Consider the following 22,128-nt stretch of genomic DNA (forward strand, 5'->3'; position numbering starts at 1 on the left):
GGCGTCTGGTGTACTTTATAAAACAATGAGTTAAGCTCAACCAGAACCTAACTCAATGATCTGTAACTCTTTCACAGCACACATAATGGCAGACAATACGTCTCGCCCAGTGATTCATGGCCGCACATATTACATGAATTTTAGACTAAATGATTCAACAAGTTTTACGCGGCAGATTTCTTGTGCTGATGACCTGAAGTAAGCCCAACGAGCGGGCTATCAGTTTGCGTCAGGCCGTCGGGCGTTCATTCCAGGCATCGGTAAACTGGATGTTGCCGTCTACACTGCACCGCCATTTTCTTAACCCACATACAGGGAGGGTTGGCATTCTATTTCCTCCTTAATTTTTTGATTAACTTCATTGTTAAAATATAGACAGGAATTGCTATTGATACCATCACAGACAAATCTATATCGAAAAAAGCTTCATACAAGGATTCTGCGTCTTCACTTCCATAGAAGAACAACGCCCATTTTGTTGCAAAATCTTCATTAATATATAACTCTGCGTATGGGAGACTGTGACCTACACACATCAACAAAAAAACGAAATAAATAAATTTACCTATTTTACGCGCAATGTTTTTTATTATAGCCACCGCCGAGCACCTCCCCTGTCCTCGCTCCATCAAGGAACGCATTTTCCCAGGTGCGATGCGGGCTGGTTTTGCAACAGCCATACAGATTGAAAGGCGCATAATCCGCCCCGTTCAGAATGAGTGTCCCCTGTAACGCCACAGATTATCCCTCTATCTATAAATAAGTGTTCGTTTAACGTACAACCACTTATTCAGGCAAGCTGAGATGATTCCGGCAAAAGAATACTTTTCAGATAATAATAAGATTTTAAATACAGAAGGAAATAAGCGAAGCGTTACTATCAGGGCCATTATATTTGCTAATAAGATGGCCCCAGAGGACAGAAAATTACACCATTACAGGAAAGGCTTAACGTCCCCCACTCCTTCACGCAGCACGACCGGCGCATCTTCCGTTAAATCAATTACCGTGGTCGGTTGCTGGCCGAGATAGCCGCCGTGAATAATCAACTCCACCTGCTTCTCGAGGCGGTCTTTGATCTCATCCGGATCGGATTCGGTAAATTCGCTGCCCGGCAGCATCAGCGAGGTGGAGAGCATCGGCTCGCCGAGGGTTTCAAGCAGCGCCTGGGCAATCGGGTTCGACGGCACGCGCATCCCGATGGTTTTGCGTTTTTCCTGCAGCAGGCGGCGCGGCACCTCTTTCGTCCCTTTAAGGATGAAGGTGTAGTTGCCCGGCGTGTTGTTTTTGATCAACCGAAACGCGACGTTATCCACGTAGGAGTATGTGGATAACTCAGAGAGATCGCGGCACATCAGGGTGAAGTTATGCCCGTTCGGGATGTGGCGGATCCGGCAGATACGCTCCATCGCGGTTTTATCTTCGATCTTACAGCCCAGCGCGTAACCGGAATCGGTTGGATAGACGATAACCCCGCCCTTACGCACGATCTCCACAGCCTGATTAATCAAACGCGGCTGCGGATTGTCAGGATGGATATAAAAAAATTGGCTCATACTACCCTCTCTTCAATTGGCGTTGGCTGCTCCCAGAGTTGCCACACCGGCTCGACGCCAGCAGGTAACCAGAGCTTGCGTCCCAGCTCTATCCAGGGACAAGGCTGATGAAAATCAGAGCCCTGGGAGGCAAGGAGTCCATACTGGCGGGCATATTCAGCCAGCTGACTGCGCTCGTTGGGTGCCTGCTGACACTGGGCGACTTCCATCGCATCTCCGCCGTGTTCGGCAAAGTAAGCCAGCAGACGTTTCAGCCATTTGGCGGAGAGGTTATACCGCCCCGGATGGGCCAGTACTGCCTTGCCGCCAGAATGATGAATGACATCAATAGCTTGTTCTATTGTACACCACTGGGGAGGAACGTATCCGGTTTTCCCGCGGGCGAGGTATTTTTTAAACACATCCGCAATGTTATTTGCCTTACCGGCTTCCACCAGAAAACGGGCAAAGTGGGCGCGGGTCACCGCCCCGTCTTTCGCCAGCCGCATGGCCCCTTCCCAGGCGCCGGGAATATGGGCTTTCTCCAGGCGTTCGGCGATCATCTCTGCCCGCGTCACGCGCCGCGTTTTTTGCTCATCCAGAAACGCGCGCATCGCCGGGTTTTCGCTATCGATGTTTAACCCGACGATATGAATCTCATGATTTTCCCAGACGGTGGATATTTCCACGCCGGTTATCAGGGTCAGGGGCAATCCGCTGCGGGTAATTTCTGCCCGCGCGGCTGCAATGGCCTCGGTGGTATCGTGATCGGTAATGGCCAGCGTGCCCACTCGCATCTCATGGGCGCGATGGACAAGCTCTTCAGGCGTAAGCAGGCCGTCAGAGGCCTGCGTGTGGCTGTGTAAATCATAAATCACTGCGTAATTCGTGTCGCTCAAAGCGGCTCCCGTCACTGCTCGTCAATATCTGCGCCGCCATAATAACGGTATGTGGTGAAATTCTGAAATCGGGGGGTTGACAATAAGCCATCGAACTAGTTAACTAGTACACAAGTTCACTCAACGAGGTATCTGAAAATGACCGCACATTTTACTCTGCACAGCTGGTGGCGCACTTCCTGATTAACGGGCAGTGTCGTACGTCTGCGTCATGCATTCAGATACCTGGCCCGCCACTGAGCGGGCTTTTTTATGAACAGAATAAAGAGAACAATATAATGCAAACAGCCAAACCGAACCTCGAACTGCTGACCCGCGAGGCGGCGTATCGCCACAACCCCACCGTCCTGTTCCATCAGGTGTGCGGCGCGCGTCCCGCCACTCTGCTGCTGGAGTCTGCGGATATCGACAGTAAAGACGATCTGAAAAGTCTGCTGCTGGTCGACAGCGCCCTGCGCATCACCGCGCTGGGCGATACAGTAACCCTGCAGGCGCTTTCTGAAAACGGTGCGGCCCTGCTGTCGCTGCTGGACGATGTCCTGCCTGCAGGCATTGAGAATGAACATCGCCCTGACCAGCGCATCCTGCATTTCCCGCCGGTCAGCCAGCTGCTGGATGAAGATGCCCGCCTCTGTTCTCTGTCGGTGTTTGATGCCTTCCGCCTGCTGCAAAACCTGGTCAATGTGCCGGAAAGCGAGCGCGAAGCGATGTTCTTTGGTGGGCTGTTTGCTTACGACCTGGTGGCCGGTTTTGAAGATCTCCCTGAGCTTGAGCAGGGAAACCGCTGCCCGGACTACTGCTTCTATCTGGCGGAAACCTTACTGGTGATCGACCACCAGAAAAAGTACACCCGCATTCAGGCCAGCCTGTTTACCCCGATTCTGGCGGAGAAGCAGCGTCTGGAGCAGCGCATTGCCCAGCTGCAGGCGCAGATGGATGAAGTCCCACCGGAGCTGCCGGTGCAGCGCGTGGAGCAGATGCGTTGCGACGTCAGCCAGACGGACGATGAGTACGGCGTGGTGGTCCGTCAGATGCAGAAAGCCATTCGCGCCGGCGAGATTTTCCAGGTAGTGCCGTCCCGTCGCTTCTCCCTGCCCTGCCCGTCCCCGCTGGCGGCCTATGACGTGCTGAAGAAGAGCAACCCGAGCCCGTACATGTTCTTTATGCAGGATAACGATTTTACGCTGTTCGGCGCCTCGCCGGAGAGCTCCCTGAAGTACGACGCCACCAGCCGTCAGATTGAAATCTATCCCATTGCCGGTACCCGCCCGCGCGGTCGTCGTGCCGACGGTTCGTTGGATCGCGACCTCGACAGCCGCATCGAGCTGGAGATGCGCACCGACCAGAAAGAGATGTCCGAACACCTGATGCTGGTTGACCTGGCCCGTAACGACCTGGCGCGCATCTGCACCCCGGGCAGCCGTTACGTCGCCGACTTGACCAAAGTGGACCGTTACTCCTTCGTGATGCATCTGGTTTCCCGCGTAGTGGGCGAGCTGCGTCAGGATCTGGACGTGCTGCACGCCTACCGCGCCTGCATGAACATGGGCACCCTGAGCGGCGCGCCGAAAGTTCGCGCCATGCAGCTGATTGCTCAGGCTGAAGGCCGTCGTCGCGGCAGCTACGGCGGCGCGGTGGGCTACTTCACCGCCCACGGCGATCTGGATACCTGCATCGTGATCCGCTCCGCCTACGTCGAAGAGGGGATCGCCACCGTCCAGGCGGGCGCGGGCATCGTTCTCGACTCTGTTCCGCAGTCAGAAGCTGACGAAACCCGTAACAAGGCCCGCGCGGTACTGCGCGCCATTGCGACTGCCCATCACGCACAGGAGATTTTCTGATGGCTGACATTCTGCTGCTCGATAATATCGACTCCTTTACCTATAACCTGGCGGATCAGCTGCGTGCTAACGGTCACAACGTGGTGATTTACCGTAACCATGTTCCGGCTCAGACCTTAATCGACCGTCTGGCCACCATGCAAAACCCGGTGCTGATGCTCTCCCCGGGGCCGGGCGCGCCAAGTGAAGCGGGCTGTATGCCGGAGCTGTTGACCCGTCTGCGCGGCAAACTGCCGATCATCGGGATCTGCCTGGGCCATCAGGCGATTGTTGAGGCCTACGGCGGTTACGTCGGCCAGGCGGGAGAGATCCTGCACGGTAAAGCCTCCAGCATTGAACATGACGGTCAGGCGATGTTTGCCGGGCTGATGAACCCGCTGCCGGTGGCGCGCTATCACTCGCTGGTGGGCAGCAACATCCCGGCGGGCCTGACCATTAACGCCCATTACAACGGGATGGTGATGGCCGTGCGTCACGATGCGGACCGGGTTTGCGGCATGCAGTTCCACCCGGAATCCATTCTGACCTCCCAGGGCGCTCGCCTGCTGGAGCAGACCCTTAACTGGGCGCTGCAGAAACTGGAGCAGACCAACAGCCTGCAGCCAATCCTGGAAAAACTCTATCAGGCGCAGACCCTGAGCCAGCAGGAGAGCCACCAGCTGTTCTCCGCCGTGGTACGCGGCGAGCTGAAACCCGAGCAGCTGGCCGCCGCGCTGGTAAGCATGAAAGTGCGTGGTGAACAGCCCCAGGAGATTGCCGGTGCCGCCACCGCCCTGCTGGAAAACGCCGCCCCGTTCCCGCGCCCGGACTATCTGTTCGCGGATATCGTCGGCACCGGCGGTGACGGCAGCAACAGCATCAACATCTCCACCGCCAGCGCCTTTGTCGCTGCAGCCTGCGGGTTGAAGGTGGCAAAGCACGGTAACCGCAGCGTCTCCAGCCGTTCCGGCTCGTCGGATCTGCTGGCCGCCTTCGGTATCAATCTGGATATGAACGCGGAGAAATCCCGCGATGCGCTGGATGAGCTGGGCGTCTGCTTCCTGTTCGCGCCGAAGTATCACACCGGATTCCGCCATGCGATGCCGGTGCGTCAGCAGCTGAAAACCCGCACCCTGTTTAACGTGCTCGGGCCGCTGATCAACCCGGCGCACCCGCCGCTGGCGCTGATTGGCGTCTACAGCCCGGAACTGGTGCTGCCGATTGCCGAAACCCTGCGCGTGCTGGGTTATCAGCGGGCGGCGGTGGTGCACAGCGGCGGGATGGATGAAGTCTCCCTGCATGCACCGACCCTGGTGGCCGAACTGAACAACGGTGAGATCAAAAGCTACCAGCTTGAAGCGGCCGACTTTGGCTTAACGCCGTATCACCAGGAACAGCTGGCAGGCGGCACCCCGGAAGAAAACCGTGACATTCTGACCCGCCTGTTACAAGGTAAAGGTGAGCCAGCGCATGAGGCCGCTGTTGCCGCCAACGTCGCCATGCTGATGCGTCTGCACGGCGAAGAAGATTTACAGGTCAACGCGCAGAAAGTGATTGATGTGTTGCGCTCTGGCGCAGCCTACGACCGGGTTACCGCATTAGCGGCAAGAGGATAAACAATGCAGACCGTATTAGCGAAAATCGTTGCCGATAAGGCCATCTGGGTTGAAGCGCGGAAACAGCAGCAGCCGCTCGCCAGTTTCCAGAATGACGTGGTACCGAGCAGCCGTCGTTTTTATGATGCCCTGCAGGGCGCGCGCACCGCATTTATCCTGGAGTGCAAAAAGGCCTCGCCGTCAAAAGGGGTGATCCGCGACGATTTCGACCCGGCGAAGATCGCCGCCATCTATAAGCACCACGCTTCGGCGATTTCGGTGCTGACCGATGAGAAATATTTCCAGGGAAGTTTTGATTTTCTGCCCATCGTCAGCGGCATCGCGCCGCAGCCGATTTTGTGCAAAGACTTTATTATCGACCCGTATCAGATCTGGCTGGCGCGTTTTTATCAGGCCGATGCCTGCCTGCTGATGCTCTCGGTGCTGGATGACGAGCAGTACCGCCAGCTCGCTGCGGTGGCGCACAGCCTGAAGATGGGCGTGCTGACCGAAGTGAGCAACGAAGAGGAGCTGGAGCGTGCTATCGCGCTTGAGGCCAAAGTCGTCGGCATCAACAACCGCGACCTGCGCGATCTCTCCATCGACCTGAACCGCACCCGCCAGCTGGCGCCGCGTCTGGGCGCAGGCGTGACGGTCATCAGCGAGTCCGGCATCAACAATTATGCTCAGGTTCGCGAGCTGAGCCATTTCGCCAACGGCTTCCTGATTGGTTCGGCGATGATGGAGCAGGACGATCTCAGCGCGGCGGTACGTCGCGTGTTGCTGGGTGAAAACAAGGTCTGCGGCCTGACGCGCCCGCAGGATGCCGTAGCGGCTTATGAAGCAGGCGCGATTTATGGCGGGCTGATCTTTGTTGATACCTCCCCGCGCAATGTGTGCGTTTCGCAGGCGCGCGAGACGATCGCCGCGGCCCCGTTGCAGTACGTGGGCGTGTTCCGTAATGCCGCGATCGACAGGGTGGCAGAGGTTGCAGACCAGCTCTCCCTCACCGCCGTTCAGCTGCACGGTAGCGAGGATCAGAGCTATATCGATGCCCTGCGCCAGACGCTGAAACCGCAGGTGCAAATCTGGAAAGCCCTGAGCGTGGCGGACACCCTGCCGCCGCGCACGCTCAATCATGTTGATAAATATGTTCTGGATAACGGCCAGGGCGGAACCGGGCAGCGTTTTGACTGGTCGCTGCTTAACGGTGAGAAGCTGGATAACGTCCTGCTCGCCGGTGGTTTAAGCCCGGACAACTGCGTTGAAGCCGCCAAAGCAGGCTGCGCAGGTCTCGATTTTAATTCAGGCGTTGAGTCGCAGCCGGGCATAAAAGATGCCAGCAAACTGGCTTCGGTGTTCAAAACGCTGCGTGCATATTAAGGAAGAGAAGATGACCACATTATTAAATCCCTATTTTGGTGAGTTCGGCGGCATGTATGTGCCGCAGATCCTGATGCCCGCCCTGCGCCAGCTGGAAGAAGCCTTTGTCAGTGCACAAAAAGATCCGCTCTTCCAAGCTGAGTTTACCGACCTGCTGAAAAACTACGCCGGTCGTCCAACGGCCCTGACCAAATGCCGTAACCTGACGGCGGGCACCAACACTACGCTGTATCTGAAGCGTGAGGATCTGCTTCACGGCGGTGCACATAAAACCAACCAGGTGTTAGGCCAGGCATTGCTGGCAAAACGGATGGGTAAAACCGAAATCATCGCCGAAACCGGTGCCGGACAGCACGGCGTGGCGTCGGCGCTGGCCAGCGCCCTGCTCGGTCTGAAATGCCGTATCTACATGGGGGCAAAAGACGTTGAGCGTCAGTCACCAAACGTCTTCCGTATGCGTCTGATGGGCGCGGAAGTGATCCCGGTTTACAGCGGCTCGGCCACCCTGAAAGATGCCTGCAACGAAGCGCTGCGCGACTGGTCTGGTAACTATGAAAACGCCCACTATATGCTGGGCACCGCCGCGGGTCCGCACCCCTTCCCGACCATCGTGCGTGAATTCCAGCGCATGATCGGGGAAGAGACCAAAGCGCAGATCCTCGAAAAAGAGGGGCGTCTGCCGGATGCGGTGATCGCCTGCGTTGGCGGCGGTTCAAACGCCATCGGCATGTTTGCCGATTTCATCGATGACAGCAGCGTGGGGCTGATTGGCGTTGAGCCTGCCGGCCACGGCATCGAAACCGGTGAACACGGCGCGCCGCTGAAACACGGTCGCGTGGGCATCTACTTCGGCATGAAAGCGCCGATGATGCAGACTGACGAAGGCCAGATCGAAGAGTCGTACTCCATCTCCGCCGGTCTGGACTTTCCGTCCGTCGGACCACAGCACGCCTATCTGAACAGCATTGGTCGCGCCGAGTACGTCTCTATTACCGATGACGAAGCGCTGGAAGCGTTCAAAACCCTGTGCCGTAAGGAGGGGATCATCCCGGCGCTGGAGTCTTCCCACGCTCTGGCCCATGCCCTGAAAATGATCCAGGACAACCCGGAAAAAGAGCAGCTGCTGGTGGTAAACCTTTCCGGTCGCGGTGATAAAGACATCTTCACCGTTCACGATATTCTGAAAGCACGAGGGGAAATCTGATGGAACGTTACGATAACGTGTTTGCTGAACTTAAGGCCCGCAAGGAAGGCGCGTTTGTTCCCTTCGTAACGCTGGGCGACCCCTCTCCTGAGCAGTCGCTGAAGATTATCGACGCCCTGGTTGAGGCGGGTGCCGACGCGCTGGAGCTGGGCATTCCCTTCTCCGATCCGCTGGCTGACGGCCCGACCATCCAGAGTGCCACCCTGCGCGCCTTTGCCGCAGGCGTAACACCCACCCACTGCTTCGAGATGCTGGCGACCATTCGTCAGAAATACCCGGCTATCCCGATTGGCCTGCTGATGTACGCCAACCTGGTCTTTAACCGTGGGATCGACGAGTTTTACGCTGAGTGCGCCCGCGTGGGCGTGGATTCGGTGCTGGTCGCCGATGTGCCGGTTGAGGAGTCTGCACCGTTCCGCCAGGCGGCGATGCGTCATAACGTCGCGCCGATCTTTATCTGTCCGCCAAACGCCGACGACGAACTGCTGCGCCAGATCGCGTCCCACGGTCGCGGCTATACCTATCTGCTGTCGCGTGCTGGCGTAACGGGCGCGGAAAACAAAGCCGCCCTGCCGCTGCACCATCTGGTGGAAAAACTGGCGGAATACAACGCCGCACCGCCGCTGCAGGGCTTTGGCATTTCGGCACCTGAGCAGGTTACTGCCGCACTGGGTGCAGGCGCTGCCGGGGCTATTTCCGGTTCAGCGATTGTCAAAATTATCGAGAACAACGTCGATAAGCCCGAGCAGATGTTGAGCGAGCTGAAATCCTTCGTCAGTGCCATGAAAGCAGCCACCCGTCCGCAATAATGGAATCGCCGTCTGGTTTTGCCAGACGGCTTCATGCATAAATTGATCCCTTCGAGCTTTAACGCATTTAACACTTTCCAAAATAGTTTCCCGGCGTATTATCCCCCTGTCTTATAAGTCTTCCTCCTTAATCCTTCTGAGTTCAGAGGTTTAACTATGTCATGGCACCACTTTAAGCAGGCTTATTTAATTAAGTTCTGGTCACCTGTTCCTGCGGTTATCGCTGCGGGGATCCTCTCCACCTACTATTTCGGCATTACCGGCACCTTCTGGGCGGTCACCGGCGAATTTACCCGCTGGGGCGGACAACTGCTGCAGCTGGCTGGCGTTCACACCCAAGAGTGGGGTTATTACAAACTGATTCACCTTGAAGGTACTCCGCTCACCCGCATCGACGGCATGATGATAATCGGCATGTTCGGCGGCTGTTTTGCGGCAGCGCTGTGGGCAAACAACGTCAAGCTGCGCATGCCGCACAGCCGGATCCGCATCGCCCAGGCGGTTATCGGCGGCATCATTGCCGGATTTGGCGCGCGTCTGGCGATGGGCTGCAACCTGGCCGCCTTCTTCACCGGGATCCCGCAGTTCTCCCTGCACGCCTGGTTCTTTGCTCTGGCCACCGCCGTGGGCTCGTACTTTGGCGCGCGCTTTACCCTGCTGCCCCTGTTCCGTATTCCCATCAAAATGCAAAAAGTGAGCGCCGCTTCGCCGTTAACCCAGAAGCCGGATCAGGCGCGCCGTCGTTTTCGCCTCGGGATGCTGGTCTTCTTCGGCATGCTGGCCTGGGCGCTCTGTACCGCACTCAATCAGCCTAAGCTGGGGCTGGCGATGCTGTTCGGCGTCGGCTTTGGCCTGCTGATTGAACGGGCGCAGATCTGCTTTACCTCGGCGTTTCGCGACATGTGGATCACCGGCCGTACCATGATGGCAAAAGCGATCATCGCCGGGATGGCGGTGAGCGCCATCGGGATCTTCAGCTACGTCCAGCTGGGCGTTGAGCCGAAGATCATGTGGGCGGGCCCGAATGCCGTCATCGGCGGACTGCTGTTTGGCTTCGGGATTGTGCTGGCAGGCGGGTGTGAAACCGGCTGGATGTATCGCGCGGTCGAAGGCCAGGTGCACTACTGGTGGGTCGGTCTGGGTAACGTCATTGGCTCCACCCTGCTGGCCTATTACTGGGATGATTTATCGCCCGCGCTGGCGACGAACTGGGATAAGGTGAACCTTCTCAACACCTTTGGTCCACTGGGGGGACTGCTGGTGACCTACCTTTTGCTGATGATCGCCTTTTTACTGGTGCTGGCGCAGGAAAAGCGCTTTTTCCGTCGCGCTGCCGTGAAAACTGGAATCCGTGAGGAAGCCGCATGAAAGAGATCGTACCCGACTACCGCCTCGATATGGTGGGTGAACCCTGCCCTTACCCGGCTGTCGCCACTCTTGAGGCGATGCCGCAGTTGAAGAAAGGCGAGATCCTGGAGGTGGTGAGCGACTGTCCGCAGTCCATCAACAACATCCCGCTCGATGCGAAAAACCACGGCTATACCGTGCTGGATATTCAGCAGGATGGGCCGACTATCCGCTATCTGATCCAGAAGTAATCTCAGGGTGGTGACAGGCCACCCTTTTAAGTATTAATCCCATTTTCTTCAGCATCTCCCCGTGGCGTCTATGCTTTACATTGACTACAAAAGGAGAACGTTATGTCAGACCATAATCTTGATAATGATGCACAATATGCTGGTGAAAAGGCCAAGAACAAGCTGGATGAAGCGGCCGGTGCTGCACAGCAGCAATTTGGTGAATTTGTTGATTCACCAAAACATCAGTTGAAGGGTGCCGGACGTAAATATGCTGCACAGGCCAGCGACGTGGTAACCGAGGTTACCGACGCGGTGAAAAATAATCCGCTTACCGGCCTCATTGCCGCAGGTGCGGTGGGTATTGTCCTTGGCCTGTTGTTGGGTCGTAAATAAAAGACAGAAGGCCCTTCGGGGCCTTCTTTACGTCAGAAGCGATATCCCGCCGAGAACATAAACACCCACGGATCCAGACGGGTGCTGATACTTTGTTGCTCCCCACCTGCTTTGAAACGGACGTCGGTATCAATATCCATGTACCAGACCGAGGCGTTAATTAACCAGTCGCGGTTAATCAGATAGTCCAGCCCCACCTGCCCCGCCATTCCCCAGGAATCTTTCAGGCTCAGATCAGAGAGGCCCGCCGCTTTACCGGTGTCGTTAAATTTCTCATCAAAGAAGGTGGTGTAGTTGACTCCGGCACCCACATAGGGGCGAACCTTGCTACCGGCATCGCCGAAATACCACTGCGCCATCAGAGTAGGCGGCAGATGGTGAACCGTGGCGATATCTCCGGTTGGGCCCGTCCCTACCCGGTGACGAAACGGCGTGGCCGCCAGCAGTTCAACGCCGACATTGTCGGTGGCCATCCAGGTGAAGGTCATCCCGGCCTGGGTATTGTTACTGACGTTAAAACCGCCTAAACCCAGAACATTTTCCGAGCCTTCCGTAGGACGTACCGTGGCGGTCCCCAGGCGGAAGAAGAACTCACCTGCTTCGTGGGCAATTGCACTGCCGGAAAGCGTACCCAGAATCAGTGCTGCGAGCGCTGCTTTTTTCATATCCATTCCCTCGTTATGGTTTTATTGGCGTCGGGAATATACCTACAAATGATTAATCATGATCCAATCGGGATCACATTGAATTCAGAGATTTAACATTCATTGATCTAAATTAATTTTTTCGGTCGCGGGCAAAAATTGGTAGTAGCCGCCTGAATCAATTTTGCTTTTTCAAGCAAACAGAGCACAGTGCGATAACAACCGCGCAAAATTACAGCGGGGGATTACGGGCGCTTTACAAAGATATGCTTTTCCATACAAGGCTTGATACTGCCACCGTACAGTTATCCAGGGTACAATTGCCCGCTAATTAATACCTGCAATACTCAAGGAGAGTGCATGTCTATCACGGCGAAGTCTGTCTACCGTGACACGGGGAATTTTTTCCGCAATCAGTTCCTTACCTTTTTACTGATTGCCTTGTTGTGCGCATTTATCACGGTGGTACTTGGTCATGCCTTTTCGCCGAGTGAGGAGCAGATTGCCAGCCTGAGCGAAGGCGATCAGATTGCCAGCAGCGTCGGGCTGTTTGAGATGGTGCAGAACATGACCCCTGAGCAGCAGCAGATCCTGTTGCGGGCTTCGGCGGCCTCGACCTTTTCAGGCTTAATCGGTAATGCCATTCTCGCCGGCGGCGTGCTGCTGATGATCCAGCTGGTGTCTGCCGGACAGCGCGTCAGCGCACTACGGGCCATTGGGGCCAGCGCGCCGCTGCTGCCAAAACTGTTTATCCTGATCTTTTTAACCACCATGCTGGTGCAGTTAGGGATTATGCTGGTGGTAGTGCCGGGCGTGCTGCTGGCCATCGTGCTTGCCTTCGCGCCCGTGATGGTAGTACAGGACCGCATGGGGATTTTTGTCGCCATGCGTAGCAGCATCCGGCTGGCATGGTCTAATATGCGTCTGGTTGCCCCGGCGGTGATGAGCTGGCTGCTGGCTAAAACCCTGCTGCTGCTGTTTGCACCGAATCTTGCCATTCTGACGCCTAACGTCGGTGCTGTGGTGGCAAATACGCTGAGCAATCTGATCTCCGCAGTCCTGCTCGTCTATTTGTTCCGCCTGTACACGTTAATCCGCCAGTAATTTTTCTGATGGCCTGGGCATCACGCGCAGGCCGTCGCTGATGATGGAATCGAAGAATGAAGCAGTTTCTTGATTTTTTACCCCTGGTTGTCTTTTTTGCCTTCTACAAGCTGTATGACATTTACGCGGCCACTACTGCCCTGATCGTCGCCACCGCGGTGGTGCTGATTTACAGCTGGGTGCGCTACCGCAAGGTGGAAAAGATGGCCCTGATCACCTTCGTGCTGGTGGCCTTCTTTGGCGGACTGACGGTCTTTTTCCACAACGACGAGTTCATCAAGTGGAAAGTGACCGTCATCTACGTGCTGTTTGCCGGTGCGCTGCTGTTCAGCCAGTGGGTCATGAAAAAGCCCCTTATTCAGCGCATGCTGGGTAAAGAGCTGGCGCTCCCGCAGGTCGTCTGGTCACGTCTGAATATCGCCTGGGCGGTGTTCTTTATTCTTTGCGGCCTGGCGAATATCTATATCGCCTTCTGGTTGCCACAGAATATCTGGGTCAACTTCAAAGTGTTCGGGCTGACCGCACTGACGCTGATTTTCACCCTGCTGAGCGGCATCTACATCTATCGTCATATGCCGCAGGATGATAAGAACTGATCTTCCGGCCAGCACAACTCACGCGCTGGCCACATCGTTACAAGCAGAGAAAAGAATGACTACACAAGAAGCCCCTCAGGGTGAACTGGTTTTACGCACACTTGCAATGCCCGCCGACACCAATGCGAACGGCGATATTTTTGGCGGCTGGTTGATGTCGCAGATGGATATGGGCGGGGCCATTCTCGCTAAAGAGATTGCGCACGGCCGCGTGGTGACCGTCCGGGTCGACGGGATGACCTTTTTACGCCCTGTGGCCGTGGGAGATGTGGTCTGCTGCTACGCGCGCTGCGTGAAGCGTGGGAATACCTCGGTGTCGATAAATATCGAGGTGTGGGTGAAGAAGGTCTCTTCAGAACCTATCGGTCAGCGTTATAAAGCCACCGAAGCGCTGTTTATTTATGTGGCGGTGGACAGCGAAGGTAAACCTCGCCCGTTACCTCAGGCATAAAAAAAGCCTCCCGATGGGGAGGCTTTTTTATTATTCCATCTGTGCCCCGCCATTCAGGCGGAAGACAATATTCACGATCAGCCCGCTGCCTGGCTTACCGGCTTCATAACGCCATTTGCGCATCGCGGTTTTCACTTCACGCTCAAACATATTCGACGGCTGTGCGGAGAGGATCTGCACATTATCCACGCGTCCGTCGGCGGTAACGTCAAATTTCACCCGTACACGGCCTTCAATACGTAATGCCTGAGCTCGCGCCGGGTATTGCGGCTGGTTACGGCTCAACGCGCGTGGACCTGCCGGGGCCGCTGCTACCGGCTTCGCGGTGGCGGGCGAAGAGTTCATGACCGGGCGAGCCGGGGCCGCTCTCTCGACCGGCTGGGTGGTGCGAGGCTCAACCGGGCGCTCTTCACGCTTCGGACGCTCCTCCACCTTTTTCACCGGTTTTGGTTTCGGCTTCGGTTTTGGCTTGGGCTCCGGCTTATGAATCACTACAGGCGCTTCTTTAGGCGGTTCAGGAACGATTTCAGGTTCCGGTTCCGGCTCGGGTTCAGGCTCTGCAACAGGTTCCGGTGGTGGCGCCACCTGCACGGGCTCCAGCTCCGCAGGTGTTACCATGGTCACAGAAATCGGCTGCGCGGGCGCTGGCATTTCAATAACCTGATGTACCGATGTGTAAAGCAGACCCGCCACGACGGCTCCGTGAATGCCGACGGACAACAGCGTCGGCCAGGGAAAGCGGCGAGGTAAATCAAGGGTCATTGAAGTCATAATCGTTTCAGTTAAAAAGCCAGGCCTCGATTTTAAATGCAAATAGCAATCATATTCAATAAGCCAGTTAAACTTCGCCCGATTTAACCGTTCAGCTGGCGAAAAAAGGCACGTGTTGAGAAGGGTTTTAACATTGTCGCTATCTTTGCGTTGCAGTCACCTGTACTTTCACATAACGTAATTCCCACTTTTATCGGTTAAGGAGCTCCGCTGTGCTTTATGTGATTTTTGCTGCAGATGTTGCTGATTCTCTTGAAAAACGCCTCTCCGTACGCCCTGCCCATCTTGCGCGCTTACAGCTGCTGCATGACGAAGGCAGATTACTGACCGCAGGTCCAATGCCTGCCGTAGACAGCAACGATCCGGGTGCGGCAGGATTTACCGGCTCGACGGTGATTGCCGAGTTTGAATCTCTCGAAGCGGCACAGGCCTGGGCCCAGGACGACCCCTATGTGGCAGCAGGCGTGTATGATAACGTCGTGGTGAAGCCTTTTAAAAAAGTTTTCTAGGATAAAAAAAGGCTCCGCACCGGGAGCCTTTTCTCGTCAGTTCAGCGATGCCAGCCGCGCCGCGAACCCAACAAACAGTAAACCAATCAAGCCATTTCCCAGCTTCGCCAGTTTCTTTTTGGTTTTCAGGTAGCGCGTCACAAAGGCTCCGGAGAAGATCAGGAAGCTCATATAGACAAAACTGATGATTTCCAGCGTGACCGCGAGGATCATAAAGGCTACGCCGGTATGCTTCGCCTGAACATCAATAAACTGTACGAAGAACGAGACATAGAACAGTATCGCCTTCGGGTTGGTCATGCTCAGCACCAGCGAGCGTTTCATTATTGTTTTGGCTGGTTCAAGACCGCCCGCTTCGCCCTGCTGATTATGCCTTATCACTGACCAGAGCATCTTGCCGCCCAGCCATAACAGATAGAATGCCCCAAGATAGCGAACAATATTAAACAGCATCGGTGTGGTCTGGATCAGCGCAGCCACGCCCGCCCAGGCCAGAAACATCAGCACCGCATCGCCGATAAACACGCCGCTGGCGGCCAGATAGCCCTTTTTCACGCCGTGACCAATACCGGTCTTTAAGACAAACAGGGTATTTGGCCCTGGCACCAGTACGATAAAAATAGCCCCAACGACATAAGTCCAGAAATTCAGTACACCCAAATCCGCAAACACCTCATCCTCCTTTTCGAAATAGCGAATCATATAAAAACATCGGGCACCTCTGAGGGTGCCCTTGTGTCATTCAGTAATCCTGAACGGCGAACAGCAACGCATTGCGATGACGGTTCATACTGCACTTTCTGATGGCGTGGATACGCATATTACGGCGGGATTGTGCTTCCAGCCAACGCGCTTTGCGACGACCTGTCTGTCGCAACATGCGCCAGCGCCCTACTTCTGTTCTACTGCGCTTCATGTTAACAACTCTTCCCAAAACAGAACGCTCATTATAGTCCCTTGCCTGCGTCAGACCAGTGCTTTTATCTGGCGTTTTTATTTGCCAGAAAAATCCTGACGCGTAAACTCATAACAATACGCTTTCAAAAGGATTTTTTATTATGACAACCTTCTACACCGTGGTGAGTTGGCTGCTCATTCTGGGATACTGGCTGCTCATCGCGGGGGTAACATTACGCATCCTGATGAAGCGCAGAGCCGTTCCTTCTGCCATGGCATGGCTGTTGATTATCTATATCCTGCCGCTGGTCGGTATTATTGCGTATTTATCCTTTGGCGAACTTCACCTCGGCAAACGTCGGGCAGAGCGCGCACGGGCGATGTGGCCTTCGACTGCGAAGTGGCTTAACGATCTCAAATCCTGCAAACATATCTTCGCTGAAGAGAACAGTGACGTCGCCGCGTCATTATTCAAGCTCTGCGAACGCCGCCAGGGCAATGCCGGGGTGAAAGGCAATCAGCTGCAGCTGATGACCACCTCCGATGACGTCATGAACGCGCTAATCCGCGATATACAGCTGGCGCGGCATAATATTGAGATGGTGTTCTACATCTGGCAGCCCGGCGGCATGGCGGATCAGGTAGCGGAATCGCTGATGGCCGCCGCGCGTCGCGGTATCCACTGCCGCTTAATGCTCGACTCCGCCGGGAGTGTGACCTTTTTCCGCAGCAACTGGGCATCAATGATGCGCAATGCCGGTGTGGAAGTGGTCGAAGCCTTAAAGGTCAATCTGATGCGTGTGTTCCTGCGCAGGATGGATCTGCGTCAGCACCGCAAAATGGTGCTGATCGACAACTACATTGCCTATACCGGCAGCATGAATATGGTTGACCCGCGCTTCTTTAAACAGGATGCCGGCGTGGGCCAGTGGGTCGATCTGATGGCGCGCATGGAGGGCCCGGTCGCCACCGCGATGGGGATTGTCTACTCCTGCGACTGGGAAATCGAAACCGGCAAACGCATTCTACCCCCGCCGCCGGATGCGAACATCATGCCGTTTGAACAGGCCAGCGGACACACTATTCACACCATTGCCTCCGGCCCGGGCTTTCCGGAAGATCTGATCCACCAGGCGCTGCTGACCGCAGCCTATTCCGCCCGTGAATACCTGATCATGACCACCCCCTACTTCGTGCCGAGCGACGATCTGCTGCACGCCATCTGTACCGCCGCCCAGCGTGGGGTCGATGTGAGTATCATCCTGCCGCGCAAGAACGATTCGGTGCTGGTGGGCTGGGCCAGCCGGGCGTTCTTCAGTGAACTGCTGGCGGCCGGGGTGAAGATTTACCAGTTCGAAGGTGGGCTGCTGCACACCAAGAGCGTGCTGGTCGACGGCGAACTCAGTCTGGTAGGAACCGTGAACCTGGATATGCGCAGCCTGTGGCTCAACTTTGAGATCACCCTGGTGATCGACGATGCCGGTTTTGGCGGCGATTTGGCCGCCGTGCAGGACGACTATATCTCCCGCTCCCGCCTGTTGGATGCCCGTTTGTGGATGAAAAGACCGCTGTGGCAGCGAATTGCCGAACGACTGTTTTACTTCTTTAGTCCGTTGCTGTAAAACGTGCCCAACGATGTTAAAAGGTAGTCATCATGGAAATGGATCTAAACAATCGCCTGACCGAAGACGAAACGCTCGAGCAGGCCTACGATATCTTTCTTGAACTGGCCGTCGATAATCTCGATCCGGCTGACGTCATTCTCTTTAATCTGCAGTTTGAAGAGCGTGGCGGCGCGGAGTTGTTCGACCCGTCTGAAGACTGGGCTGAACATGTCGATTTCGACCTGAACCCGGATTTCTTCGCCGAGGTGGTGATTGGCCTGGCGGATACCGACGGCGGTGAGATCAACGACATCTTTGCCCGCGTCCTTCTGTGTCGCGAGAAAGACCACAAGCTGTGCCACATACTCTGGCGTGAGTAAAAATCTGGCGCGAATAAAAAAAGGCTGCAAATGCAGCCTTTTTTATTACCTGTTATCCACTCAGAGCGGGTCGACCTTCAGGCAGGAGACCGCATGGCGGAAGCTGCCTTCCAGCACCGGACGCGTCTTCGCGCACTCCGGCCCGGCAATCGGACAGCGGGTACGGAACACACAGCCCGACGGCGGATTGATCGGCGACGGCAGTTCCCCTTCCAGCAGCTGAATAGTTTTATTCTGCTCGAGGTCAGGATCCGGCACCGGCACCGCAGACATCAGCGCTTTGGTGTAGGGGTGTAACGGGTTGTGATAGACCTCATCATAGGTGCCCAGCTCAACCGCATGGCCGAGATACATCACCAGGACGCGATCGGAGATGTGCTTCACTACCGCCAGGTCGTGCGCGATGAAGATCAGCGACAGGCCCATTTCACGCTGCAGCTTTTGCAGCAGGTTAACTACCTGCGCCTGGATGGACACGTCCAGGGCGGAGACCGGTTCGTCGCAGATGATCAGTTTCGGCTCGAGGATCAGCGCGCGGGCAATACCGATACGCTGACACTGGCCACCAGAGAACTCGTGCGGATAGCGGTTGATGAGGTTTGGCAGCAGGCCCACTTTCATCATCATCGCCTTAACACGGTCACGCACTTCTGTACGCGGCATCTTCGGATGATAGGTGCGCAGCGGCTCGGCGATGATCTCACCGATGGTCATACGCGGGTTCAGTGACGCCAGCGGATCCTGGAAAATCATCTGGATGTCGCTGCGCACTTCGCGCCACTCATCCGGTTTCATCCCCAGCAGATCTTTACCCAGCCAGGCCACTTTGCCGTCGGTGGCTTTCACCAGGCCGATAATGGCGCGGGCGAAGGTGGATTTACCGCAGCCCGACTCACCCACCACGCCGAGGGTTTCCCCTTCGTACAGACGCAGGGTCACGCCGTCCACCGCTTTCAGGGTTTTGGCCGGCTGCCAGAACCACTGCTTGCCATCCTTAATGTCGAAATGCACCTTCAGATCGGCGATTTCGAGCAGAACATTTCTTTTTTCGTCGGTCGCGTTCATACCAGCTCCTCGTACGGCTTAAAGCAGGCGCGCAGACGGCCTGGGGCAAACTCTTCCAGCGGCGGAGCGCTGTTGCAGATTTCCATCGCGTGCGGGCACCGCGGCTGGAACGGACAGCCCTTCGGCAGACGCAGCAGGTTTGGCGGGTTGCCTGGAATGGTCAGCAGCGACTCCCCTTCCGCATCAAGACGCGGTACCGCATTCAGCAGGCCAATAGAGTACGGGTGCGCCGGATGGTAGAACACATCGCGCGCTTTACCGTACTCCATAGTACGACCGGCATACATCACCAGCACCTTGTCGCAGATCCCGGCCACGACGCCCAGATCGTGGGTAATCATGATGATCGCGGTGTTAAACTCGCGCTTCAGCTCGTTCAGCAGGGTCATGATCTGCGCCTGAACGGTCACGTCCAGTGCGGTGGTGGGTTCATCGGCAATCAGCAGTTTTGGCCGGCACAGCAGGGCCATGGCGATCATCACGCGCTGGCGCATCCCGCCGGAAAACTCGTGCGGGAACATGCGCATACGCTTACGCGCTTCCGGCATTTTCACCGCATCCAGCATCTTCACCGACTCTTCAAAGGCTTCGCCTTTGCCCATCCCTTTGTGCAGCATCAGCACTTCCATCAGCTGCTCGCCCACACGCATATACGGGTTCAGGGAGGTCATTGGATCCTGGAAAATCATCGAGATCTGCTCGGCGCGCAGCTTGTTAAGCTCGTTTTCCGGCAGGTTAAGGATCTGTTTGCCGTTAAAGAGCGCAGATCCGCCGATAACACCGTTTTGTGCCAGCAGGCCCATCAGCGCGAACGCCGTCTGGGATTTACCGGAACCGGATTCACCCACGATACCCAGCGTTTCGCCAGCACGCAGGCTGAAGTTAAGATCGTTTACCGCGGTCACGTCGCCATCGGGCGTTTTGAAGGTAACGCGCAGATCTTTCACATCCAGCAGAAGGTTGCTCTGCTGATGCGCTTGTGGGGCAGATGCCGTTTCAATAATAGTCATGGCGGCACTCCTTAACGGTCTTTCGGATCGAGGGCATCACGCAGGCCATCGCCGATAAAGTTGAAACAAAACAGTGTTACCACCAGGAAACCCGCCGGGAACAGCAGCAGCCACGGTGAAACTTCCATAGAGTTGGCGCCATCACTCAACAGCGCACCCCAGCTGCTCAGCGGCTCCTGGGTACCCAGGCCGAGGAAGCTCAAGAAAGATTCAAACAGGATCATGCTCGGCACCAGCAGGGAGGCATACACCACCACTACGCCCAGCACGTTCGGCACGATGTGGCGAACCACGATATTGCCGGTAGAGACCCCGCCGACCTGCGCCGCTTCGATAAACTCTTTGCGCTTCAGGCTCAGGGTCTGGCCGCGAACGATACGCGCCATATCCAGCCACGACACCATGCCGATGGCCACGAAGATCAGCAGAATGTTCTGGCCAAAGAAGGTCACCAGCAGGATGACGAAGAACATAAACGGGAAGGAGTTGAGGATCTCCAGAATACGCATCATCACCGAGTCGACTTTGCCGCCGAGGTAGCCGGACAGCGATCCGTATAAAGTCCCCAGAATTACCGCAACGAAGGCCGCCGCGATCCCGACCATCAACGAAATGCGTCCACCGATGGCCACACGCACCAGCAGGTCACGCCCGGAGGAGTCGGTACCAAAGTAGTGGCCCGATTCGGTATCCGGCGCGCTGGACATCATGCCCCAGTCGGTATCGAAGTAGGTGAACTGCGACAGCATCGGCGCCAGCGTCACAAACAGGGCGATAATGACCAGCACAATCAGGCTGGCAACCGCGGCACGGTTGTGCATAAAGCGACGGCGGGCATCCTGCCAGAGACTACGCCCCTCGACTTCGAGTTTTTCACTGAAGTTTTCCAGCGCCTCGCTGTTTTTCTTACTTAACATCATGGCGAGCTCCAGTGTCAGTAGCGAATTTTCGGATCGATAACGGCATACAGCACGTCGACGATCGCGTTAAAGAAGATGGTGAGCGCGCCAACGAGAATGGTCAGACTCAATACCAGAGAGTAGTCGCGGTTAAGGGCGCCGTTAACGAACAGCTGACCGATTCCCGGCAGACCATAGATGGTTTCGATAACCATCGAACCGGTGATGATCCCGACAAACGCAGGGCCCAGGTAAGAGAGCACCGGCAGGAGCGCTGGCTTTAACGCGTGACGGAAGATAATGCGGCGCATCGGCAGCCCTTTCGCACGGGCGGTACGGATGAAGTTAGAGTGCAGCACTTCAATCATCGAACCACGGGTAATACGCGAAATACTGGCGATATAGGCGAGAGACAGCGCCACCATCGGCAGGATCATGTACTGCAGCGCCCCGCCGTTCCAGCCGCCGCCGGGCAGCCATTTCAGGGTGATGGCAAATATCATTACCAGTAAGGGTGCGACGACAAAACTCGGTATGACGACGCCGGTCATTGCCACCCCCATCACGGCGTAATCCCATTTGGTATTTTGATTAAGCGCGGCAATAACGCCCGCCGTCACGCCAAGAATAACGGCCAGTAAAAATGCCGCGGCGCCTAATTTTGCCGAAACGGGGAAGCTCGAAGCTACCAGGTCGTTTACGGAATAATCTTTGTATTTAAATGACGGACCAAAATCACCGTGGGCCAGCTGTTTCAGATAGTTGAAATACTGGGTGGAGATAGGATCGTTTAAATGATATTTCGCTTCGATATTCGCCATGACTTCTGGTGGCAGCGTACGTTCACCGGTGAAAGGACTTCCCGGGGCGAGACGCATCATAAAGAAGGAGATCGTTATAAGAATAAATAGCGTTGGGATCGCTTCAAGACAGCGACGTAGGATAAATTTCAACATTGCCCGTACCTTCTGGCCTGTGCC

General features: G+C 56.0%; 25 protein-coding genes, 1 pseudogene and 1 other annotated feature. Of the genes and pseudogenes, 15 read left to right on the forward strand and 11 right to left on the reverse strand.

Annotated features, from left to right (window positions below):
- Positions 1-329 precede the first annotated feature (329 nt).
- The 3 genes from K5I40_RS00405 to rnm all read right to left on the reverse strand — a co-directional run bounded on the left by K5I40_RS00405 (position 330) and on the right by rnm (position 2,434).
- A complete protein-coding gene (locus K5I40_RS00405) occupies positions 330-698 on the reverse strand; it encodes a hypothetical protein (RefSeq protein WP_223073938.1) in 369 nt (122 codons plus the stop codon).
- Between the two features lie 237 nt (positions 699-935).
- Positions 936-1,556, reverse strand: coding sequence for an L-threonylcarbamoyladenylate synthase (locus K5I40_RS00410; protein WP_039030663.1), 621 nt, complete (start codon positions 1,554-1,556; stop codon positions 936-938).
- Positions 1,553-2,434: an RNase RNM gene (gene rnm, locus K5I40_RS00415; RefSeq protein ID WP_251929512.1), complete on the reverse strand. Its 882-nt coding sequence runs from the start codon at positions 2,432-2,434 to the stop codon at positions 1,553-1,555. Before rnm ends, K5I40_RS00410 begins: the two co-directional genes overlap by 4 nt.
- Before the next feature lie 159 nt (positions 2,435-2,593).
- Positions 2,594-2,688, forward strand: a sequence feature (Trp leader region).
- Positions 2,689-2,712: 24 nt separating this feature from the next.
- On the opposite strand from rnm, the gene K5I40_RS00420 reads away from it, so the two are divergent.
- From K5I40_RS00420 to K5I40_RS00455, 8 genes are all read left to right on the forward strand, one after another.
- A complete protein-coding gene (locus K5I40_RS00420; RefSeq protein ID WP_223073936.1) occupies positions 2,713-4,275 on the forward strand; it encodes an anthranilate synthase component 1 in 1,563 nt (520 codons plus the stop codon).
- Positions 4,275-5,870 (forward strand): bifunctional anthranilate synthase glutamate amidotransferase component TrpG/anthranilate phosphoribosyltransferase TrpD, encoded by a 1,596-nt coding sequence (gene trpD, locus K5I40_RS00425; RefSeq protein WP_138369211.1) that lies wholly within the window; start codon positions 4,275-4,277, stop codon positions 5,868-5,870. Before K5I40_RS00420 ends, trpD begins: the two co-directional genes overlap by 1 nt.
- A 3-nt stretch (positions 5,871-5,873) precedes the next feature.
- Positions 5,874-7,232 carry a bifunctional indole-3-glycerol-phosphate synthase TrpC/phosphoribosylanthranilate isomerase TrpF gene (gene trpCF / locus K5I40_RS00430; RefSeq protein WP_223073935.1) on the forward strand — a complete coding sequence of 453 codons (1,359 nt, stop codon included), beginning with the start codon at positions 5,874-5,876 and terminating at the stop codon, positions 7,230-7,232.
- 10 nt (positions 7,233-7,242) lie between these two features.
- Entirely contained in the window at positions 7,243-8,436 is a 1,194-nt protein-coding gene (gene trpB, locus K5I40_RS00435) for a tryptophan synthase subunit beta (RefSeq protein ID WP_039030668.1), read from the forward strand.
- Entirely contained in the window at positions 8,436-9,245 is an 810-nt protein-coding gene (gene trpA / locus K5I40_RS00440; RefSeq protein WP_223073934.1) for a tryptophan synthase subunit alpha, read from the forward strand. The genes trpB and trpA overlap by 1 nt, the downstream gene beginning before the upstream one ends.
- Positions 9,246-9,401: 156 nt before the next feature.
- Positions 9,402-10,613 (forward strand): selenium metabolism membrane protein YedE/FdhT, encoded by a 1,212-nt coding sequence (yedE, locus tag K5I40_RS00445; protein WP_223073933.1) that lies wholly within the window; start codon positions 9,402-9,404, stop codon positions 10,611-10,613.
- Entirely contained in the window at positions 10,610-10,843 is a 234-nt protein-coding gene (gene yedF, locus K5I40_RS00450; protein WP_039030671.1) for a sulfurtransferase-like selenium metabolism protein YedF, read from the forward strand. Before yedE ends, yedF begins: the two co-directional genes overlap by 4 nt.
- 102 nt (positions 10,844-10,945) lie before the next feature.
- On the forward strand, positions 10,946-11,218 hold the full coding sequence (locus tag K5I40_RS00455) for a YqjD family protein (RefSeq protein WP_052246198.1): 273 nt from the start codon (positions 10,946-10,948) through the stop codon (positions 11,216-11,218).
- A 32-nt stretch (positions 11,219-11,250) separates the two neighbouring features.
- On the opposite strand, the gene ompW is transcribed toward K5I40_RS00455, so the two are convergent.
- Positions 11,251-11,883 carry an outer membrane protein OmpW gene (gene ompW / locus K5I40_RS00460; RefSeq protein ID WP_039030672.1) on the reverse strand — a complete coding sequence of 211 codons (633 nt, stop codon included), beginning with the start codon at positions 11,881-11,883 and terminating at the stop codon, positions 11,251-11,253.
- Positions 11,884-12,104: 221 nt separating this feature from the next.
- Between ompW and K5I40_RS00465 the strand changes: the two are divergent.
- The 4 genes and pseudogenes from K5I40_RS00465 to yciA all read left to right on the forward strand — a co-directional run.
- A pseudogene (locus K5I40_RS00465) lies at positions 12,105-12,197 on the forward strand (YkgJ family cysteine cluster protein); the annotation flags it as partial.
- A gap of 25 nt (positions 12,198-12,222) precedes the next feature.
- Positions 12,223-12,966, forward strand: coding sequence for a YciC family protein (locus tag K5I40_RS00470; protein ID WP_223073932.1), 744 nt, complete (start codon positions 12,223-12,225; stop codon positions 12,964-12,966).
- 56 nt (positions 12,967-13,022) lie between these two features.
- Positions 13,023-13,562: a septation protein A gene (locus K5I40_RS00475; protein WP_039030674.1), complete on the forward strand. Its 540-nt coding sequence runs from the start codon at positions 13,023-13,025 to the stop codon at positions 13,560-13,562.
- A 55-nt stretch (positions 13,563-13,617) separates the two neighbouring features.
- Positions 13,618-14,013, forward strand: coding sequence for an acyl-CoA thioester hydrolase YciA (gene yciA / locus K5I40_RS00480; RefSeq protein WP_138369213.1), 396 nt, complete (start codon positions 13,618-13,620; stop codon positions 14,011-14,013).
- Positions 14,014-14,043: 30 nt separating this feature from the next.
- Here the strand turns inward: yciA and tonB are convergent, their stop codons facing one another.
- On the reverse strand, positions 14,044-14,775 hold the full coding sequence (gene tonB, locus K5I40_RS00485) for a TonB system transport protein TonB (protein ID WP_138369256.1): 732 nt from the start codon (positions 14,773-14,775) through the stop codon (positions 14,044-14,046).
- Between the two features lie 221 nt (positions 14,776-14,996).
- Here tonB and K5I40_RS00490 point away from each other — a divergent pair, with 221 nt between their 5' ends.
- The gene (locus K5I40_RS00490) at positions 14,997-15,293 is read left to right on the forward strand and encodes a YciI family protein (RefSeq protein ID WP_032611245.1); all 297 of its coding nucleotides are present in this window, start codon (positions 14,997-14,999) and stop codon (positions 15,291-15,293) included.
- A gap of 36 nt (positions 15,294-15,329) precedes the next feature.
- Here the strand turns inward: K5I40_RS00490 and leuE are convergent, their stop codons facing one another.
- Together leuE and K5I40_RS00500 are read right to left on the reverse strand one after the other, a co-directional pair.
- Complete coding sequence (gene leuE / locus K5I40_RS00495; RefSeq protein ID WP_138369214.1) at positions 15,330-15,965, reverse strand: leucine efflux protein LeuE; 636 nt, start codon at positions 15,963-15,965, stop codon at positions 15,330-15,332.
- 70 nt (positions 15,966-16,035) lie between these two features.
- A complete protein-coding gene (locus tag K5I40_RS00500) occupies positions 16,036-16,209 on the reverse strand; it encodes a YciY family protein (protein WP_098946243.1) in 174 nt (57 codons plus the stop codon).
- A gap of 142 nt (positions 16,210-16,351) precedes the next feature.
- Between K5I40_RS00500 and cls the strand changes: the two genes are divergently transcribed.
- Together cls and K5I40_RS00510 are read left to right on the forward strand one after the other, a co-directional pair.
- On the forward strand, positions 16,352-17,812 hold the full coding sequence (gene cls, locus K5I40_RS00505; RefSeq protein WP_223073931.1) for a cardiolipin synthase: 1,461 nt from the start codon (positions 16,352-16,354) through the stop codon (positions 17,810-17,812).
- A gap of 32 nt (positions 17,813-17,844) precedes the next feature.
- The gene (locus K5I40_RS00510) at positions 17,845-18,174 is read left to right on the forward strand and encodes an HI1450 family dsDNA-mimic protein (RefSeq protein ID WP_039030677.1); all 330 of its coding nucleotides are present in this window, start codon (positions 17,845-17,847) and stop codon (positions 18,172-18,174) included.
- Positions 18,175-18,234: 60 nt separating this feature from the next.
- Here the strand turns inward: K5I40_RS00510 and oppF are convergent, their stop codons facing one another.
- From oppF to oppB, 4 genes are read right to left on the reverse strand one after another with little or no spacing between them, the layout of a single operon-like run.
- The gene (oppF, locus tag K5I40_RS00515) at positions 18,235-19,239 is read right to left on the reverse strand and encodes a murein tripeptide/oligopeptide ABC transporter ATP-binding protein OppF (protein WP_039030678.1); all 1,005 of its coding nucleotides are present in this window, start codon (positions 19,237-19,239) and stop codon (positions 18,235-18,237) included.
- A complete protein-coding gene (locus K5I40_RS00520; RefSeq protein ID WP_039030679.1) occupies positions 19,236-20,249 on the reverse strand; it encodes an ABC transporter ATP-binding protein in 1,014 nt (337 codons plus the stop codon). Before K5I40_RS00520 ends, oppF begins: the two co-directional genes overlap by 4 nt.
- Positions 20,250-20,260: 11 nt before the next feature.
- Entirely contained in the window at positions 20,261-21,169 is a 909-nt protein-coding gene (gene oppC / locus K5I40_RS00525) for an oligopeptide ABC transporter permease OppC (protein WP_039030680.1), read from the reverse strand.
- A 14-nt stretch (positions 21,170-21,183) separates the two neighbouring features.
- A complete protein-coding gene (gene oppB, locus K5I40_RS00530; protein ID WP_039030681.1) occupies positions 21,184-22,104 on the reverse strand; it encodes an oligopeptide ABC transporter permease OppB in 921 nt (306 codons plus the stop codon).
- Positions 22,105-22,128 lie beyond the last annotated feature (24 nt).

The organism is Leclercia sp. LTM14, from assembly GCF_023736175.1.
GTDB lineage: Bacteria > Pseudomonadota > Gammaproteobacteria > Enterobacterales > Enterobacteriaceae > Enterobacter > Enterobacter barmai.

Excerpts from the sequence above, each read along its gene's own strand:
- cls (WP_223073931.1), top strand. The coding sequence starts at position 16,352 with ATGACAACCTTCTACACCGTGGTGAGTTGGCTGCTCATTCTGGGATAC.
- K5I40_RS00455 (WP_052246198.1), top strand. The coding sequence starts at position 10,946 with ATGTCAGACCATAATCTTGATAATGATGCACAATATGCTGGTGAAAAG.
- K5I40_RS00470 (WP_223073932.1), top strand. The coding sequence starts at position 12,223 with ATGTCTATCACGGCGAAGTCTGTCTACCGTGACACGGGGAATTTTTTC.
- oppC (WP_039030680.1), bottom strand. The coding sequence starts at position 21,169 with ATGATGTTAAGTAAGAAAAACAGCGAGGCGCTGGAAAACTTCAGTGAA.
- yedE (WP_223073933.1), top strand. The coding sequence starts at position 9,402 with ATGTCATGGCACCACTTTAAGCAGGCTTATTTAATTAAGTTCTGGTCA.
- trpD (WP_138369211.1), top strand. The coding sequence starts at position 4,275 with ATGGCTGACATTCTGCTGCTCGATAATATCGACTCCTTTACCTATAAC.
- yedF (WP_039030671.1), top strand. The coding sequence starts at position 10,610 with ATGAAAGAGATCGTACCCGACTACCGCCTCGATATGGTGGGTGAACCC.
- trpA (WP_223073934.1), top strand. The coding sequence starts at position 8,436 with ATGGAACGTTACGATAACGTGTTTGCTGAACTTAAGGCCCGCAAGGAA.
- trpB (WP_039030668.1), top strand. The coding sequence starts at position 7,243 with ATGACCACATTATTAAATCCCTATTTTGGTGAGTTCGGCGGCATGTAT.
- K5I40_RS00500 (WP_098946243.1), bottom strand. The coding sequence starts at position 16,209 with ATGAAGCGCAGTAGAACAGAAGTAGGGCGCTGGCGCATGTTGCGACAG.
- K5I40_RS00405 (WP_223073938.1), bottom strand. The coding sequence starts at position 698 with ATGCGCCTTTCAATCTGTATGGCTGTTGCAAAACCAGCCCGCATCGCA.
- yciA (WP_138369213.1), top strand. The coding sequence starts at position 13,618 with ATGACTACACAAGAAGCCCCTCAGGGTGAACTGGTTTTACGCACACTT.
- K5I40_RS00475 (WP_039030674.1), top strand. The coding sequence starts at position 13,023 with ATGAAGCAGTTTCTTGATTTTTTACCCCTGGTTGTCTTTTTTGCCTTC.
- tonB (WP_138369256.1), bottom strand. The coding sequence starts at position 14,775 with ATGACCCTTGATTTACCTCGCCGCTTTCCCTGGCCGACGCTGTTGTCC.
- K5I40_RS00510 (WP_039030677.1), top strand. The coding sequence starts at position 17,845 with ATGGAAATGGATCTAAACAATCGCCTGACCGAAGACGAAACGCTCGAG.
- K5I40_RS00410 (WP_039030663.1), bottom strand. The coding sequence starts at position 1,556 with ATGAGCCAATTTTTTTATATCCATCCTGACAATCCGCAGCCGCGTTTG.
- K5I40_RS00520 (WP_039030679.1), bottom strand. The coding sequence starts at position 20,249 with ATGACTATTATTGAAACGGCATCTGCCCCACAAGCGCATCAGCAGAGC.
- oppF (WP_039030678.1), bottom strand. The coding sequence starts at position 19,239 with ATGAACGCGACCGACGAAAAAAGAAATGTTCTGCTCGAAATCGCCGAT.
- K5I40_RS00420 (WP_223073936.1), top strand. The coding sequence starts at position 2,713 with ATGCAAACAGCCAAACCGAACCTCGAACTGCTGACCCGCGAGGCGGCG.
- trpCF (WP_223073935.1), top strand. The coding sequence starts at position 5,874 with ATGCAGACCGTATTAGCGAAAATCGTTGCCGATAAGGCCATCTGGGTT.
- ompW (WP_039030672.1), bottom strand. The coding sequence starts at position 11,883 with ATGAAAAAAGCAGCGCTCGCAGCACTGATTCTGGGTACGCTTTCCGGC.
- oppB (WP_039030681.1), bottom strand. The coding sequence starts at position 22,104 with ATGTTGAAATTTATCCTACGTCGCTGTCTTGAAGCGATCCCAACGCTA.